Annotated in this window: 11 protein-coding genes; 2 read left to right on the top strand and 9 right to left on the bottom strand. The window is 44.9% G+C overall.

The window, feature by feature from the left end; translation table 11 throughout:
- Window positions 1–103: 103 nt before the first annotated feature.
- The 8 genes from mmsB to H9653_RS07540 all read right to left on the bottom strand — a co-directional run bounded on the left by mmsB (window position 104) and on the right by H9653_RS07540 (window position 12,063).
- Window positions 104–1,078: a 3-hydroxyisobutyrate dehydrogenase gene (gene mmsB / locus H9653_RS07575; RefSeq protein WP_191691623.1), complete on the bottom strand. Its 975-nt coding sequence runs from the start codon at window positions 1,076–1,078 to the stop codon at window positions 104–106.
- 96 nt (window positions 1,079–1,174) lie between these two features.
- Window positions 1,175–2,407: an enoyl-CoA hydratase/isomerase family protein gene (locus H9653_RS07570; protein WP_191691622.1), complete on the bottom strand. Its 1,233-nt coding sequence runs from the start codon at window positions 2,405–2,407 to the stop codon at window positions 1,175–1,177.
- A gap of 57 nt (window positions 2,408–2,464) precedes the next feature.
- Window positions 2,465–3,247, bottom strand: a complete 783-nt coding sequence (locus H9653_RS07565) for an enoyl-CoA hydratase (protein ID WP_191691621.1) — start codon at window positions 3,245–3,247, stop codon at window positions 2,465–2,467.
- A 79-nt stretch (window positions 3,248–3,326) separates the two neighbouring features.
- Window positions 3,327–4,487, bottom strand: a complete 1,161-nt coding sequence (locus tag H9653_RS07560; RefSeq protein WP_191691619.1) for an acyl-CoA dehydrogenase family protein — start codon at window positions 4,485–4,487, stop codon at window positions 3,327–3,329.
- Between the two features lie 194 nt (window positions 4,488–4,681).
- Window positions 4,682–6,166 (bottom strand): CoA-acylating methylmalonate-semialdehyde dehydrogenase, encoded by a 1,485-nt coding sequence (locus H9653_RS07555; protein ID WP_144296291.1) that lies wholly within the window; start codon window positions 6,164–6,166, stop codon window positions 4,682–4,684.
- A 324-nt stretch (window positions 6,167–6,490) separates the two neighbouring features.
- The gene (locus tag H9653_RS07550; RefSeq protein WP_225211656.1) at window positions 6,491–8,587 is read right to left on the bottom strand and encodes a propionate--CoA ligase; all 2,097 of its coding nucleotides are present in this window, start codon (window positions 8,585–8,587) and stop codon (window positions 6,491–6,493) included.
- A 312-nt stretch (window positions 8,588–8,899) separates the two neighbouring features.
- Complete coding sequence (locus H9653_RS07545) at window positions 8,900–10,564, bottom strand: fatty acid--CoA ligase (RefSeq protein ID WP_191691617.1); 1,665 nt, start codon at window positions 10,562–10,564, stop codon at window positions 8,900–8,902.
- A gap of 314 nt (window positions 10,565–10,878) precedes the next feature.
- Window positions 10,879–12,063: an MFS transporter gene (locus H9653_RS07540; protein WP_191691627.1), complete on the bottom strand. Its 1,185-nt coding sequence runs from the start codon at window positions 12,061–12,063 to the stop codon at window positions 10,879–10,881.
- A 441-nt stretch (window positions 12,064–12,504) separates the two neighbouring features.
- On the opposite strand from H9653_RS07540, the gene H9653_RS07535 reads away from it, so the two are divergent.
- Window positions 12,505–13,548 carry a dienelactone hydrolase family protein gene (locus H9653_RS07535; protein ID WP_191691615.1) on the top strand — a complete coding sequence of 348 codons (1,044 nt, stop codon included), beginning with the start codon at window positions 12,505–12,507 and terminating at the stop codon, window positions 13,546–13,548.
- 195 nt (window positions 13,549–13,743) lie between these two features.
- Window positions 13,744–14,490 carry a hypothetical protein gene (locus H9653_RS07530; RefSeq protein ID WP_191691613.1) on the top strand — a complete coding sequence of 249 codons (747 nt, stop codon included), beginning with the start codon at window positions 13,744–13,746 and terminating at the stop codon, window positions 14,488–14,490.
- 130 nt (window positions 14,491–14,620) lie between these two features.
- Here H9653_RS07530 and H9653_RS07525 read toward each other — a convergent pair whose 3' ends face one another.
- Window positions 14,621–15,223: an Rrf2 family transcriptional regulator gene (locus tag H9653_RS07525; RefSeq protein ID WP_191691611.1), complete on the bottom strand. Its 603-nt coding sequence runs from the start codon at window positions 15,221–15,223 to the stop codon at window positions 14,621–14,623.
- Window positions 15,224–15,264 lie beyond the last annotated feature (41 nt).

Genomic DNA, 15,264 nt, shown 5'->3' with positions numbered 1-15,264 from the left:
TGCCTCAGAAGGGGCAGGTAGCCACATTGTAAATAGTATCAATGAGTTACAATGTGGCTTATCCCGAACTGGGGTTAATTAACAATTTTAAGCGTTTAGAGCGTTAAGACACTACTGAACTGTCATGACGCGCCATAATACTAGAAAAATCCTTCTCGCCGTTTTCTACCGTATGTGCTTCATAAAGCTCCGTCGCTTTGGCACCCATAGGCGTTTCAACATCCGTGTCCTTAGCCGTTTGCATCGCAAGGTTAAGATCTTTTTGCATCAGCTTACTCATAAAGCCGCCTTTATAACCATTGCTAGAAGGTACATTTTCCATCACTTGTGGATAAGGATTATAGACCTCTAACGTCCAATTACGACCTGAGCTTTGTAGCATAATATCTGATAGCACTTTAGGGTCGAGGCCGTTTTTAACCCCTAAATTAATCGCCTCTGCCGTTCCCGCCATTAGAATGCCTAACAGCATGTTGTTGCAGATTTTCGCAACTTGTCCGGCACCATGCTCGCCTGCATGAAAGATGTTTTTGCCCATAACGGCGAGTATTGGTTCGGCTTTAGCGAATGCATCGTCACTACCACCGACAATAAAAGTTAAAGTGCCAGCAATGGCGCCTCCTGTACCACCGGAGACTGGCGCATCTAAGAAGTCGATACCAACCTTACTTGCTGCTTCTGCCACCAATCTTGCATCAGCTGCTGCGATGGTACTGCTATCGATGACCAACGTACCCTTAGGTAATTCTGCTAGTAAACCATCAGCGCCATTATTTCCTAGATAAACAGAATGGACGTGCTTGCCCGCAGGCAACATGCTAATGATAACCTGTGCATTACTCGCAGCATCTTTAGGACTATCAGCCACACTGGCACCTGTTTGCTGCAAGCGCGCGGTTGCCTCTTCAGATAAATCATAAACCGATAGCGTATAACCTGCCTTTAACAAGTTCTCTGCCATCGGTGCGCCCATATTGCCAAGCCCAATAAAGGCTATATTTGGCTTAGTAGTATGATTATCGCTCGCAGCGGTATTATTTGTGTCTTTATTACTTAAATTCAAATCCTTTGTACCCATCTCATCGCTCCTTGATGATTGCTTATGCAGACAGTGCTACACATAGTTTTACGTTTTTTAATTTATACCTGATTCTTATAATGAGCCGATAAGCTCTTAGCGTACAAGCTGGCTGCCTAAAGCGTCTTCACCCAACCAATCGCCTAACGGATGCTCACCTTTAGCATAAGGATTCACAAAGTGCTGATGTATATACGCCTGCCCTTCGCTACTGAGACAGTCTGCCAGTGAACGTGACCACTGCGGATTACGGTCTTTGTCAATCAGTAGCGCACGTACGCCTTCTTTAAAATCAGGATTGGCGGCACAATGCACAGCTACGTTGGTCTCTAAATACAGGACTTGCTCAAGCGATAAGTCGGTGACTTTGTGGTAAAGCGCATAGGTCAAAGCGGCAGTTACAGGGCAGCCGTGACGATAAGTAGCTACTGCGCGCTGCGTCCAGCTATCTGCTGCAAAGTCTGTATCTAATTTTTCAAGCGCTTCGTCACTTTGTAGAAGTGCATCAATATCTCCTAAGCCGCCGCTGTTCATTAATTGCTGGATAGGTTTCCAATATATCGCAAGCTTACTTGCAGGCAACTCAGCAACAGGCTGTGCGGTAAGCGCACGACTAACGATACTATGAGCGCTATTATTATGATATTTATCATTGTTGTCAGCTGCTCCTTGCCAATTACTCTGTTTTAAACGTTGTATGACAGCATCGTAATCACTACTGGCAACAGCATACTCTGCAAGATTGGCTAATAAAGCGTCACTGCCATTACACATCGCACCTGTTAGCCCTAAGAACAAACCTGTTTTAGCAGGCATGCGCTGCAAGAACCAACTACCAGAGGCGTCAGGGAATAGTCCAATGGTCACTTCTGGCATGGCAAAACGCGTGCGCTCGGTGACTAAACGATGACTACAACCTGCCATCAGACCCATGCCGCCACCCATGATAATGCCGTCACCCCAGAGGATTAATGGCTTTGGATAAAAATGCATCTGCCGATACAAACGGTATTCATGACCAAAAAACTCTGTCGCATAAGGATTCGGTAGCGGCACACTGCTGGACATGCTGTCATACAGCTTACGGATATCACCGCCAGCACAAAACGCCTTGTCACCTGCCCCTTTTAACACCAATGCCACTACCTGATCGTCGTTTTGCCACTGCTCTAGCTGCTTGGCTAATAATTGACACATCTCAACGCTGAGCGCATTCAGAGACTTTGGCGTATTTAACATCATTATGCCAATCAGGTGACCGCACTCTGTCGGCTCAGTATTGAATAGGACCGGCGCTTCTTGTTCTATGTTTTCTGTTACTGCTGTCATAAAAGAGACCTACCAAAATTAAAATGAGTAAAGTAAATATTAAGACATCCCTACAGGCTATTTATTTTGCCAATTGGGTGTGCGCTTCTCTAAGAATGCTTGTACGCCTTCGCGCTGATCGTTGGTGTCGAATAACTTAACAAAAGCTTCACGTTCATGGATAAGGTTTTGGGCAGGCGGGGTATTTCTTGCCGCTTGGATAAGCTGTTTTGAATAACTGACCGCCACAGGTGATTGCTTAGCGACTTTTTGCGCTAAGGCTTGCGCCGCTAATAAACCGCCACCCTTTGCCGTGACTTCTTCGACTAAGCCAATGCGCAATGCTGTCTCGGCATCGACGCGCTCACCGCACAATATCATACGCTTCGCCCAGCCTTCACCAACCAGTAAAGGTAGGTTTTGCGTACCGCCTGCACAGGGCAATAAGCCCACGCCCGTCTCTGGTAACGCCATCTGTGCATGCGCTTCTGCGATACGAATATCGCAAGCCAGCGCGCACTCAAGTCCACCGCCCATCGCATAGCCATTGATAACCGCGATACTGACGCCGCGATAGGCTGATAAGGCTTCGAATGCCTCACCAAACGCGATAGCCATACTTATCGCACGTCCTTTATCACCGTCTGAAAAATTATTTAAATCTGCACCTGCTGAAAAGAACTTTTCCCCATCGCCATGGATAATTAAGGCATAAACATCATCATTGGCATTGAGGTCAGTGACCAGTTGCTTGAGCGCTGGCAGACTGTCCATCGTCCAGGTATGGGCTGGTGGGTTATTCAGTGTGACGGTAGCAATATGGCCGTCAATTGAGAGCTTTAAATTGGTATAATCGGTCATGGAACTTCCTTGTTATTATCTTTCTATAAAATGACTTTATTCAAAACGCTTAATAAAGCAGTTTTATAATATTGTTGGGCTAGCGTAACTGACTCAACGCATCATCTTGCATAAGCTGGCGCGAGACAATCACCCGCATAATCTCATTGGTGCCTTCTAAAATCTGATGCACGCGCAAGTCTCGTACATGGCGCTCAAGCGGATATTCATTGAGATAGCCATAACCACCATGCAGCTGTAAAGCTTCATTGGCAACATCAAAACAAAGATCAGTAGACAGACGCTTTGCCATGGCACAGTAGGTAGAGGCTTGCGCGTCATTATTATCGATTTTGCTAGCCGCTAAATACAGCATTTGCCTTGCAGTAATGGTTTGGGTGAGCATATCAGCAAGTTTAAACTGTACTGACTGTAAGCTGGCAATCGGGCTGCCAAACTGGCTACGCTCCTGCACGTAATTGGTCGCGGTCTCAAGTGCTGACTGCGCTGTACCAACTGCACAGATACCGATATTAATACGACCGCCATCTAAGCCTTTCATCGCAATACGAAAGCCTTGACCTTCCTCGCCGATGAGATTTTCTGCTGGTACTTTAACATTTTTAAAACTAATCGTTCGCGTTGGTTGCGCTTTCCAGCCCATTTTATGCTCGTTTTTGCCATACTCAATACCATCGCTGTGGGCATCTACCACAAATGCCGAGATCCCTTTTGGCCCTGCAGCACCGGTACGTGCCATGACCACTAACACATCGGTTGAACCGGCCCCTGATATAAAAGTTTTCTCGCCATTAAGCACATAATAGTCGCTTTGCTTGTCGGCTTTGGTACGTAATGAAGCCGCATCAGAACCGGCATTCGGCTCTGTTAAGCAGTAACTACCAAGCCATTCACCACTGACCATATTGGGCAAATACTTTTTACAAAGTGCATCGCTACCATATTCCCCGATCATCCAGCTCGCCATGTTATGAATACTCATATAAGCGGCAACGGCGGTATCACCCCAAGCCAGCTCCTCAAACACCATGGCAGAATCTAAGCGTGGTAGCCCTAAGCCATCATATTCTGAATTGGTATATAAGCCCAAAAACCCAAGCTCGCCGGTTTTTTTGATGACATCGACTGGAAAGTGCGAAGTACGATCCCATTCAGCCGCGTTGGGCTTTAACTCTTTTTGCGCAAACTGTCTGGCAGTTTGGCGAAAGGCGATTTGGTCTTCGGTCAATGAAAAATCCATAGGGTCATCCTTGTGCATATATAGCAAATATGGGAAAAAAGGTTATAAACCGTCAGTCTACCGTGGTTTAAACCGTGCTGGTTATACAGTATAGCAGCGCTATAACGACAATCATAAATCATGCTTTTGCTAAAAAATACTGAGCAAGAGTGTCGCTATATTGCTTGGACGCTGCAAATATAGTCGATTGACGACTACATTGAAATAGTAGTATTGACGCTGCGGCTTGCCTCGTCATCAAACCAGCGGGCAGTGACCGTTTTGGTTTGGGTATAGAACTGTACTGCCTGCTTACCATAAGGACCCAAATCGCCAAGCTTACTGGCACGTGAGCCTGAGAATGAGAACATCGGTAGTGGCACAGGAATTGGCAAGTTAATGCCGATTTGACCGACCATAATATCTTGTTGAAATTTATGCGCAGCAGCGCCTGACTGAGTGAAGATAGCCGTACCATTACCATTTGGATTGGCATTAAGCAGCTCAATCGCTTCATCAAGGTCAGCTGCACGCATGATACACAGTACTGGGCCAAAGATTTCTTGCTGATAAATTTGCATATCCGCGGTGACGTTATCAAAGATAGTCGGCCCTACAAAGTTGCCCTTCTCAAACCCTTCAACCGTGATGCCGCGACCATCAAGAAGTAGACTGGCGCCCTCTTCTACCCCCGTACCAATCAGATGCTCGACACGCGCTTTTGCGGCAGGTGAAATGAGCGGACCTAAATCCTTGTCGTTTTTGCCTGCTGAAACCACTAAGCCTTCTGCTTTGGCTTTGATATCGTCAATCCATTCACCTGCTTCACCCACTAGCACCACGACCGACAGCGCCATACAACGTTGACCGGCTGCACCAAAGGCGGCACCCGCTAGCTGATTGAGCGTTTGTTCTTTATTGGCATCAGGTAGGATAACGCCATGGTTTTTCGCACCCATCATACACTGGGCACGTTTGCCAGATTGACTAGCGCGCTCATAGACATGCTTGCCGACGTTGGTTGAGCCAACGAATGAAACTGCTTTGATATCTGGATGATCGCAAATGGCATCAACGGTTGCTTTACCGCCGTGCACGACGTTTAACACGCCTTCAGGGACGCCAGCTTCAACTGCCAACTCAACCAAACGCATGGTTACCATCGGATCTTGTTCAGAAGGTTTAAGGACAAAGGTGTTACCCGTCGCAATCGCCATTGGGAACATCCATAGTGGAATCATCGCGGGAAAGTTAAATGGCGTGATACCAGCGCAAACGCCAAGTGGCTGCCAGATACTATAGGTGTCGACGCCTGTTGCGACGTTTTCAACAAAGTCACCAATCTGCAAGTTAGCAATGCCCGCTGCATGCTCAACAACTTCTAAACCACGAAATACATCACCGCGCGCATCAGCAATGGTTTTTCCCTGCTCTGCGGTTAAGATTTCTGCCAGCTCATCCATATGCTCGCGAATCAGTTCTTGATACTTTAAAAAAATACGCGCACGTGTGGTGATAGGCGTTTTACGCCATGTCTGAAACGCTTTTTGGGCGGCAGCGACGGCTTGATTGATTTCATCGTCAGTCGTTTGCGGAACTTTGGCAATAACTTCTTGGGTGGCGGGATCAGTGATGTCAATCCATTCGCTGGTATTAGAATCAACAAATTGACCATCGATAAGCTGCTGAACGTGATGCATAAGATATCCTTATCTTGTTTGTTTGCTCACCATTTAATGGTGTGCCAGTATTTATAAAAAAGTATTCATACAAAAATATTGTTAAAAGAGATAAAAAAACTGTCCGTTATTAACCTTTAAATGTTATTTTAAAATGATTTATTTCGTATCGTTATTGACTATAGCAATAAATCAATTTTAGGGTCAAGCGCTTTATCAAACTTTTATTTGCGATAGTCGCCATCTATAAAATTTATCAGTCTAAAAACCAAAAAGCCCATGATGGTACATGAGCTTTTCCCGATATTAAGATGACTGAATTTTTTCAATTAACACGCTATTAGATTAATAATCTTTCATCGATTTTTTAATCGCATCAATCGCCGTTGGATTGTCAAGCGTTGACATATCGCCCGTTTCATTACCTTCCGCTAAAGCACGGATAGCGCGGCGTAAGATTTTGCCAGAGCGCGTTTTGGGTAATGCTTGCGGGAAATAAATCGCCGCTGGACGAGCGATACCGCCCAAGGATTTTACTACCGCACCAATCACTTGCTGCTCAATACGGAAACGGTTTTCTGTCGTCGCCACTTGCTCATGGTCTTTTAGCACACAAAAAGCAATCGGCAACTCGCCTTTTAATTGATCTTTGATACCCACGACCGCACATTCAGCCATCTCTGGATGGGTACTGATGGCTTCTTCAATCTCTTGCGTGCCAATACGATGACCGGCGACATTAATCACATCATCGGTGCGTCCTAAGATATAAAAATAACCGTCGTCGTCGGTCACTGCATAGTCTGATGTAGAGTAGTGCTTGCCATCAAACAGACCAAAATAGCTGCTGATAAAGCGCTCGTCATTACGCCATACAGTCGTGAGACAACCAGGCGGCAGTGGAGCGCGAATGGCGAGTAAGCCCTTTTCACCAGCTTTACAAAGCTCGCCGGTTTCTTCATTGATGACGTGGGCATCATAGCCATACATCGGATAACCGGGCGAGCCTTGTTTGTGCGGTTTATGATTAAATTTGGGTGTATTGCTCAAAATTGGCCAGCCAGACTCTGTCTGCCAATAATGATCTAAAATCGGCACCCCTAAATGCTTGGTCAACCAATTGGCCGTTGATTCATCGAGTGGCTCACCTGCCAAAAAGAATGATTTAAGGCTAGAGACATCATAGCGCGTCATCCACGTTTCATCTTGTTTTTTCAGCATACGCACACCCGTCGGTGCGGTAAATAAAATATTCACCTTGTTTGCTTCGACAATCCGCCACCAAATACCTGGGTTTGGACGATGTGGCAAGCCCTCATACATAACACTGGTCATGCCAGCGAGCAATGGCGCATAAATGGTATAAGAATGCCCAACTGCCCAGCCGATATCTGATATCGCCCAAAAAGTTTCGCCAGCTTTGCCATCATAGATATAATCTATCGACGTCGTTAGCGCCACTGCATGACCGCCGGTATCGCGCTGCACACCCTTTGGCGTCCCAGTGGTGCCTGAAGTATACAGAAGATACGACGGCGTATTGGACTCTAACCAAACTGGCTCAACAATAGCATTGGCCTCACAACTGATACGGCGCTGGGCTGCATAATCGACATCGATAGATTTTGGCTCGAACGGTAATACACCACGATTGACCACTAGTACATGCTCGGGCTTGATTGTCGCTTGCTCAACACCTTGATTAACGAGGCTTTTATAATTAATCACTTTACCGCCGCGTAGACCTGCATCGACAGTGATGACCATTTTTGCCTCAGCATCATCCATACGGATGGCCAAGTTATGGGCTGCAAAGCCACCAAACACCACCGAATGCACCGCACCGATACGCGCACAGGCGAGCATGGCATAAGCCGCTTCTAAAATCATCGGCATATAAATGATGACGCGATCGCCCTTCTCGATACCATGACGCTGTAGCACATCGGCGAAGTAATTTACTTCTTTATAAAGGTCGTTATAAGTCAGGCGCCGCTTAGTATAATCAGTATAAAGCTCAACGTTATTGCCCAAATCATTAAAAGCATCAACTACGGCAGGAAAAGTTTCGATTAACTCTTGGTTAATTTCAGAGGATAGCCAAATAAAGGCATCTTGCTCAGCGCGCTCTGCAAGATGGCGATCGACACAGTTGTAGCAAAGATTGGTTTCACCGCCGACGAACCATTTGGCAAATGGCAGATTGCTGTCATCAAGGGTTTGCTCAGGCTCTTTGTGCCAATAAATCCGCTTGGCTTGCTCCGCCCAAAACTGCTCGCGATTATCAATAGAGGATTGATAAATATCGGCAAAGCTTTGCGCGCTATCAAATGATGGGTGAGAATCTTGGCTAGAGGATTGAGTAAGGTTTTGATTATTATTGTGATTTATAGCTGGCTGGCTGGTTTGTTGAGAATTTCGACGAATGGCTTGCTCGTTCATAATGGCTGTCCTTAGCGTAAACGATGGGTAATGCTGTACGTTTTTATAAAAAACAAGGTTATAAGAAGCGATGTTATAAAAAGCGCTTTTATAAGAAATTATTTTATAATATGACGCTTTATAAGATACGCTCTTATTCAATACTATCATAATATAAAACTGGCTGTCCCTGCCAAAACTGAAAAACCGATACGTTATGTATCGGTTTAAAATGTAGCAGAGCTAGGGATAAAGGTCAACTACTACGCATGTCAGCCATTTGATATTTTGCTTAACGCAAGCGTTTTAAACAACTGACTATTTAATGAAGTCTTATTTCTGCTCATCGTACATTTCGCGCATGACTTTTTTATCATGTTTACCAACCGAGGTTTTTGGCAGCTCATCGACAAACTTAAACTGACTTGGCACGCCGTATTTAGGAATAATTCCCCGCGCTACCGCCTGTTCGGCAAGCGCTTTGATGTCATCGGCGTTAGTATCTTGACAGGCAGGTTTGAGTACAATCAAAGCTAGCGGACGCTCGCCCCATTGTTTATCACGGATACCAATCACCGATACGTCAGCGACTGCGGGATGCAAGGATAAAATCGTTTCAATCTCTAATGACGATATCCACTCGCCGCCTGACTTGATGACGTCTTTTAAACGATCGGTGATTTTAATATAACCATCAGGACGCATATAGGCGATATCTTGGGTATGCATATAGCCATTTTCCCACAGCTCTTTACCAGCATCGTCATTTTTCAGATAGCTTTGTGTTAGCCAAGGCGCGCGCAGCACCAACTCGCCGGTATTGTCTTTGCCCGTACCGACGGACTCATTATCAGTATTCCATATTTGAGCGTCCACCATCAGTACTGGCTTACCCGTCATACAGCGGCGAGCGATATCTTCGTCCTCAGACATCTCAGGCTCATTTAGGCTAAATTCTGTCAAGCTAATAAGCGGTGCAGTCTCAGACATGCCATAACCAGTATAAACCTCAATATCTTGCGCTAATGCTGCTCTTGCTAGGCCTTCCGTCAGTTTCGAACCACCGATAATCATTTTTAAACCATTAAAACTGGCATCGCGCTCTTGCGCTTCTTTGAGTACCATCTGCAAAATCGTTGGTACGCAGTGGGTGATACTGACCTTTTCATTGATAATCAAATCCATCAAGGCATCAGGCGCGTAACGTCCGGGATAGACTTGTTTTAAACCAACCATTGTGGCGGTAAACGGGAAGCCCCACGCATGAACGTGGAACATTGGCGTCATCGGCATATAAACATCGCCGTAACTGACGCCTTGTTTATTGGGCAGCATACCCAAGGTCGCGGCTTCCGTCAGACTGTGCAAGACCAGTTGGCGGTGGCTAAAGAACACCCCTTTTGGATCGCCTGTTGTACCTGAAGTATAAAAAGTCGTGGCAATAGTGTTTTCATCAAAATCTGGGAAATCAAACTCGCTACTGGCGGCCTCTAACAATGCTTCATACTCTCCAGTGACGCGATTTTGATTACCGCCAAAGACGCCTTCATGTGACACGCCATTGTCATCAAGCCAAATAATATGCTCAATGCTAGAGTTTTCAAACTGATAGTCTTTCACCAATGGCGCAAACTCAGAGTTTAGTAGCAATACTTTTGGCTTAGCGTGGTTGATGGTATAGAGGATTTTTTCAGGTGACAGGCGGATATTGACGGTTTGCAAAATATATTCTGACATCGGTACGGCGAAATACGATTCTAAATAGCGATGACTGTCCCAATCCATCACCGCAATCACATCACCGGCATCAAGATTTAGGTCGGCTAAAACATTAGCTAAACGATTGATACGCTCAAACAACTCTTTATAAGTGAGGCGTTTTTTATCGGCATAAATAATTTCTTGCTCTAGCGACACCGTTTTGGCACGGTTTAAGAGTTGCTTGACGATTAAGGGATAATCGTAGGCTGACGGCGCACTATGATAAATATTTGACATAAATTTGACTTCCTTGTGGGTGATTTTAATTATCTTAAAGCACTTTTAATAAGGTTTAAGAAACATATAAAAAAAGAGCGTTTTTATCGGTATACGCGTGGCTGTAATGGATGGCAATACTTATCGTCATTCTTGATAAGCTCTATCGATAGTAAGAAAAAACCTAGGCCATGTAAAGCCTGCTTGCGTAAGTCGCTGACGACTATAGGTTCTTTGATTGACGTTTAAATACTTAGGTTATTGTGTTATGGCAAGTTAGGTTATAGGGTCGAGTGAGGTTAAAAGTGTATGTTAAAGGGTAGTAAAAATCTATATTACTCCGCGCGAGCCACTGTTTTGACCATCCCAATGCTAGCGACCAATAGAGCCAGCACTTGTACAAACAATAATAACCAAATCGTCAGCGACCATTGTCCACGCGCGTAAGCAATGCCGCAGAGCCACGCGCCCATCGTGCCGCCCGCGTAATAGCCCATATAATATAAGCCTGAGGCCAATGAGCGTCCTTTTTTGACATTGACCGCAATATAGCTGATGGTGGCCGCTTGGGTAATAAAGACGCCGCTAGACATGATGGCAAGCCCCAGTACGATGCCCCAAAGCGGCGTCACGAGCGTTAAGAGCACGCCAAACATCGAGATAATAACTGCCACGCGAACCGTACGCGCTGAACCAAAGCGGCGCAGCAACGTCGTCGATAATGGGGTGATGACAACGCCAATTAAATACACCGCAAAAATATTGGCAAGCGCACCTGTGCTTAATTCATAAGGTGTATCGGCCAAATGCAGATTAATAAAGGTAAAACAGCCAACCAACGAGAACAACACGCAAGCACCAAGCAAACAGGAAGTGACAACATAGCGATTGACCAAATGCTCACCGAGGGTCTGCATGGCTGAGCGAAATTTGGGATTAGCAACGAAGTGCCGTGATGCGGGCAGCATTTTACCCACCCACAGCGCCCCGATCAGCGTCATACCTGCCATCACATAGTAGCCTGCGCGCCAACCAATAAGTTCGTGCAAGTGCCCAAGTAAAAAGCGCCCCATAAAGCCGCCGAGCACCGACCCTGACACATAAAACGACATCAGCTCAGTGAGCGCCCGTCCCTCAAACTCTTCGCCGATATAAGCAATCGTCACCACCGTAATACCGGGCACAGACAATCCCTGCATAAAGCGCCACATGCCCATCCAGCCGATATTCGGACTTTGGGCAATTAACGCAGTGGGTATCGCTAAAAACAATAACGCCCCAACGATAAATGACTTGCGTCCTACTGCATCAGACAGCATGCCCAAAAATGGTGACATGATAGCAATTGCCAATATGGTGGCACCAACAATCATGCCCGCCTGCACCTCAGTTGCGGTGAAATCCATCATCAAGACCGGTAAAATAGCTTGAATAGAATAGACCTGCAAAAAAGCAAACATCCCAATCAAGCCAATCGTCAGCTTAAGTACCCATGAAGGCGCGGCAAAGGGTGTGTTCATACGGCGATTGCTGACGCTATTATCTTGGCTAATACCAGCGGCTTTGCCATTAACATCGCTATCATTATTTATACTGTTATTTATATGATTGTTCAAAGTATGACTTACTATATTGAGTGCTTTTTTAGCTAGAGCTGACTTTTGTGCTGGCTCGTACTAAATGACGCATGGGTGATAGAAATAAGTGGTAGCAATTACATCATGCCTAGCATAAAACTTATAACTGACTATAAAAAAAAGATGGCTGCTTGGTGATTTTATCACAGCAAATACCAGACTCAGGTTTCGGTATGTTATTCACGCCAGCTTTTTAAATACCGCTTTATAAAAGCCGTTTTAGCACTGTAGAGGTGACTGTTATTTTTGACAGCGAATAGATTACTGTCTACTATTATTTTGCTTTGCTATTAAAACCAACTATCATCTAACAGACCCTTTATCATGTTAAACAACCCTTTTTATCTAAGATTGATTGCCCTAACCGGCACACTGATTATTTCTGTGAATATGGCAGCAGTCGCAGCACAACCAACAGACTCAATTCAAACCTTTTCAATTAAAGAGCAATCAACCATTACCTTACCAACTACAGCAACCAAAGCGACTTCAAACGAAATATTATTAACCCCTGCATCATTAGCCAAAGTGCCTGCAAGTAAAGCAACTTTAACCACCACAACATTTACAGCCTCCAGATCAAACTGTATCGCTGATAGTGTCATTACCGCAGCTGAGCTATCAGCTACGCGTGATAATGGTCCTCTTACGGTGGCAAGTAAAGCCATTCCTCGTCAGTTAGCAAATGGCTTTGGCGGCGGCACCATTCATTATCCTACCAATGCTGGAGACTGCGGCCTGTTAGGCGGCATCGCAGTGATTCCCGGTTATGTGTCTTATGAAGCATCGATTAAATGGTGGGGTCCGCGTCTGGCATCTTGGGGATTTGTGGTGATTACTATCGACACTAACTCTATTTATGATGATCCAAATAGCCGTGCAACGCAATTGAGCGCCGCCCTCGATCATATTGTGAGCGATAGTACGGTAGGTGCGCAAATAGATAGCACACGTTTGGGCGCCATCGGTTGGTCGATGGGCGGTGGTGGCGCGCTGCAGTTAGCAACCCAGCGCAGTGACGTTCGCGCCATTATCACGCAAACGCCTTATCATGATAAAGACTACGGCATTATGGACACGCCCGCGTTATTTATTACCTGCCAAAATGACCGCATTGCCTCTAATAAGAAGTACAGCAGTGCGTTTTATAATCATGCTGCTGGGCCAAAAATGAAGATTGAAATAAAAAACGGCAGCCACTTTTGTCCAAGCTATCGTTTTAATGAGATATTACTCAGCAAACCGGGTATTGCTTGGATGCATCGCTACATCAATGGTGATACTCGCTTCGATAAATTTTTATGCAATAACGAAAACTATGGCAACAGCCCTCGTATATCCGCTTACCATTATAAAGATTGTGGATAAGCACTGCTCTTAAATTGCCTTGTATTTAATACTTTTTCTCCTTCATCTTTTTCAAACTTACATATTTATAGTCCTGATATCCCTTTGCTTACAGACTTTGCATGCTTAAAAAACCATAATCAAAAACTATGCATATTTATTGCTATGACTAACAATTAAAAAAACTCATAAAATAATGATTAAGGAAGAATATTAATGACCGATAAAATACATGATTTAGGCGCAGGATTTTGGAATATTCGCGGTACGTTTCGCATAGGCGGCGTCCTTAATATAGGTACTCAATGCTCACTGATTAAGTTAAATTCAGGGCGTTTTATCTTTTTAGATAGCTATAAGCTTACTGGCGACGTACGCGATGAGGTAATGACCTTAACCAATAATGGGCAAGATGTTGAAGCTGTGCTCAACGTCCATCCCTTTCATACGATTCACTGCGCGCAGATGGCAAAAGATTTCCCGCAAGCGACTTTTTATGGCAGTCGCCGTCATCATAAAAAAATCCCTGAGGTGCAATGGGCAGACGATTTGGTCGAAAGCGAGGCCGTCGCCAAGCGTTATCCTGAGCTAAAGTTTTCTATGTCAGAAGGCATTCACTATATCTCACCCAATGAGATGATTCATGCAGGGTCGCTGTTGGCCTTTCATCCGGCCAGTAAAAGCCTGCACGTCGATGACACCTTTATGAGTCCGCCAACCAAGCTCCTAGAAGCGGTGTTGCCTGAGCTGCTATTGCACCCAACGACCAAAAAAGCGCTCAAAGATGAGCCTGATGCTGGCAAGCAATATTGTGATTGGGCGACCAATTTGGCACATGAATGGCGAGAAGTGCGTAATTTTTGCGCCGCGCATTCTTATTTGGTGAAGTTTAAGGAAGGCGAGTTTGAAAAAGCCTTATTAAAAGCCATCGATAAAGCGCGTCCGAAGCTTGAAAACGCTTAGATGATTAGACGATTAGTTGCTTAAATCGAATGATTTAGAAATTGATAATAAAAAAGCTGCCTCGCTATGATGAACGAGGCAGCTTTTTTATTTTTGAGTGTCTATATCAGCTTTATTTTTTAGATGAGCGTTATTTTACCAGACTATTTAAGCCATTGAGGTTATTTCTATAAAACAATAGCTCAGCCAATTCTGACTCATTACTGATAATATCCGCTAAGGTATAGCGCTCAAGGACGTTGATAAAAGCGGTCAGCGCTTCAAAAAATACCTGCTTTAACTGACAGACGGGGCTGATGATACAGCCTGATTTGACCACCGCACTGGCCTCTTCATCGATAAGCGTCAAAGCCAAATCTTTAGCAACCCCGCTGTCGTCATTAATAACCGGACTATTCACCGTGCTATTAGTATTAACATCGGGTTTGGCAGTTACTAGTAAATCAGTCGAAAAACATTCAACCAAATTAAAATCTGGCTCAATTTGCTTAATCAATACGCCCAAATTGATATCCTTTGGCCGACAAGCCAAGCGAATACCGCCATTTTTACCGCGTACGCTGTCGATATAACCAAGCTGCCCCAGTTGGTGAATAATCTTGGTTAAATGACTTTTAGAGATATTGTAGCTGTTGGCAATGTCACTAATGTTTGCCAATAGATGCGGCTCAGGCTTAATCGCCAAATATATTAATGAGCGCAGCGCATAATCACTATAGTTGGTCAGTCGCATTTTTTGCGCTCCCCTGTTTGAGATGAATATTAACTTGACGT

The sequence above is a fragment of the Psychrobacter communis genome, assembly GCF_014836505.1.
Lineage (GTDB): Bacteria > Pseudomonadota > Gammaproteobacteria > Pseudomonadales > Moraxellaceae > Psychrobacter > Psychrobacter faecalis.
The sequence above is the reverse complement of the archived record's forward strand: the minus strand, read 5'-3'. Positions and strand labels throughout refer to the sequence as shown.

Coding starts and splice junctions, on each gene's coding strand:
- H9653_RS07550 (WP_225211656.1), bottom strand. CDS start 8,587: ATGAACGAGCAAGCCATTCGTCGAAATTCTCAACAAACCAGCCAGCCA.
- H9653_RS07535 (WP_191691615.1), top strand. CDS start 12,505: ATGTTAAACAACCCTTTTTATCTAAGATTGATTGCCCTAACCGGCACA.
- mmsB (WP_191691623.1), bottom strand. CDS start 1,078: ATGGGTACAAAGGATTTGAATTTAAGTAATAAAGACACAAATAATACC.
- H9653_RS07545 (WP_191691617.1), bottom strand. CDS start 10,564: ATGTCAAATATTTATCATAGTGCGCCGTCAGCCTACGATTATCCCTTA.
- H9653_RS07570 (WP_191691622.1), bottom strand. CDS start 2,407: ATGACAGCAGTAACAGAAAACATAGAACAAGAAGCGCCGGTCCTATTC.
- H9653_RS07555 (WP_144296291.1), bottom strand. CDS start 6,166: ATGCATCACGTTCAGCAGCTTATCGATGGTCAATTTGTTGATTCTAAT.
- H9653_RS07565 (WP_191691621.1), bottom strand. CDS start 3,247: ATGACCGATTATACCAATTTAAAGCTCTCAATTGACGGCCATATTGCT.
- H9653_RS07540 (WP_191691627.1), bottom strand. CDS start 12,063: ATGAACACACCCTTTGCCGCGCCTTCATGGGTACTTAAGCTGACGATT.
- H9653_RS07560 (WP_191691619.1), bottom strand. CDS start 4,487: ATGGATTTTTCATTGACCGAAGACCAAATCGCCTTTCGCCAAACTGCC.
- H9653_RS07525 (WP_191691611.1), bottom strand. CDS start 15,223: ATGCGACTGACCAACTATAGTGATTATGCGCTGCGCTCATTAATATAT.
- H9653_RS07530 (WP_191691613.1), top strand. CDS start 13,744: ATGACCGATAAAATACATGATTTAGGCGCAGGATTTTGGAATATTCGC.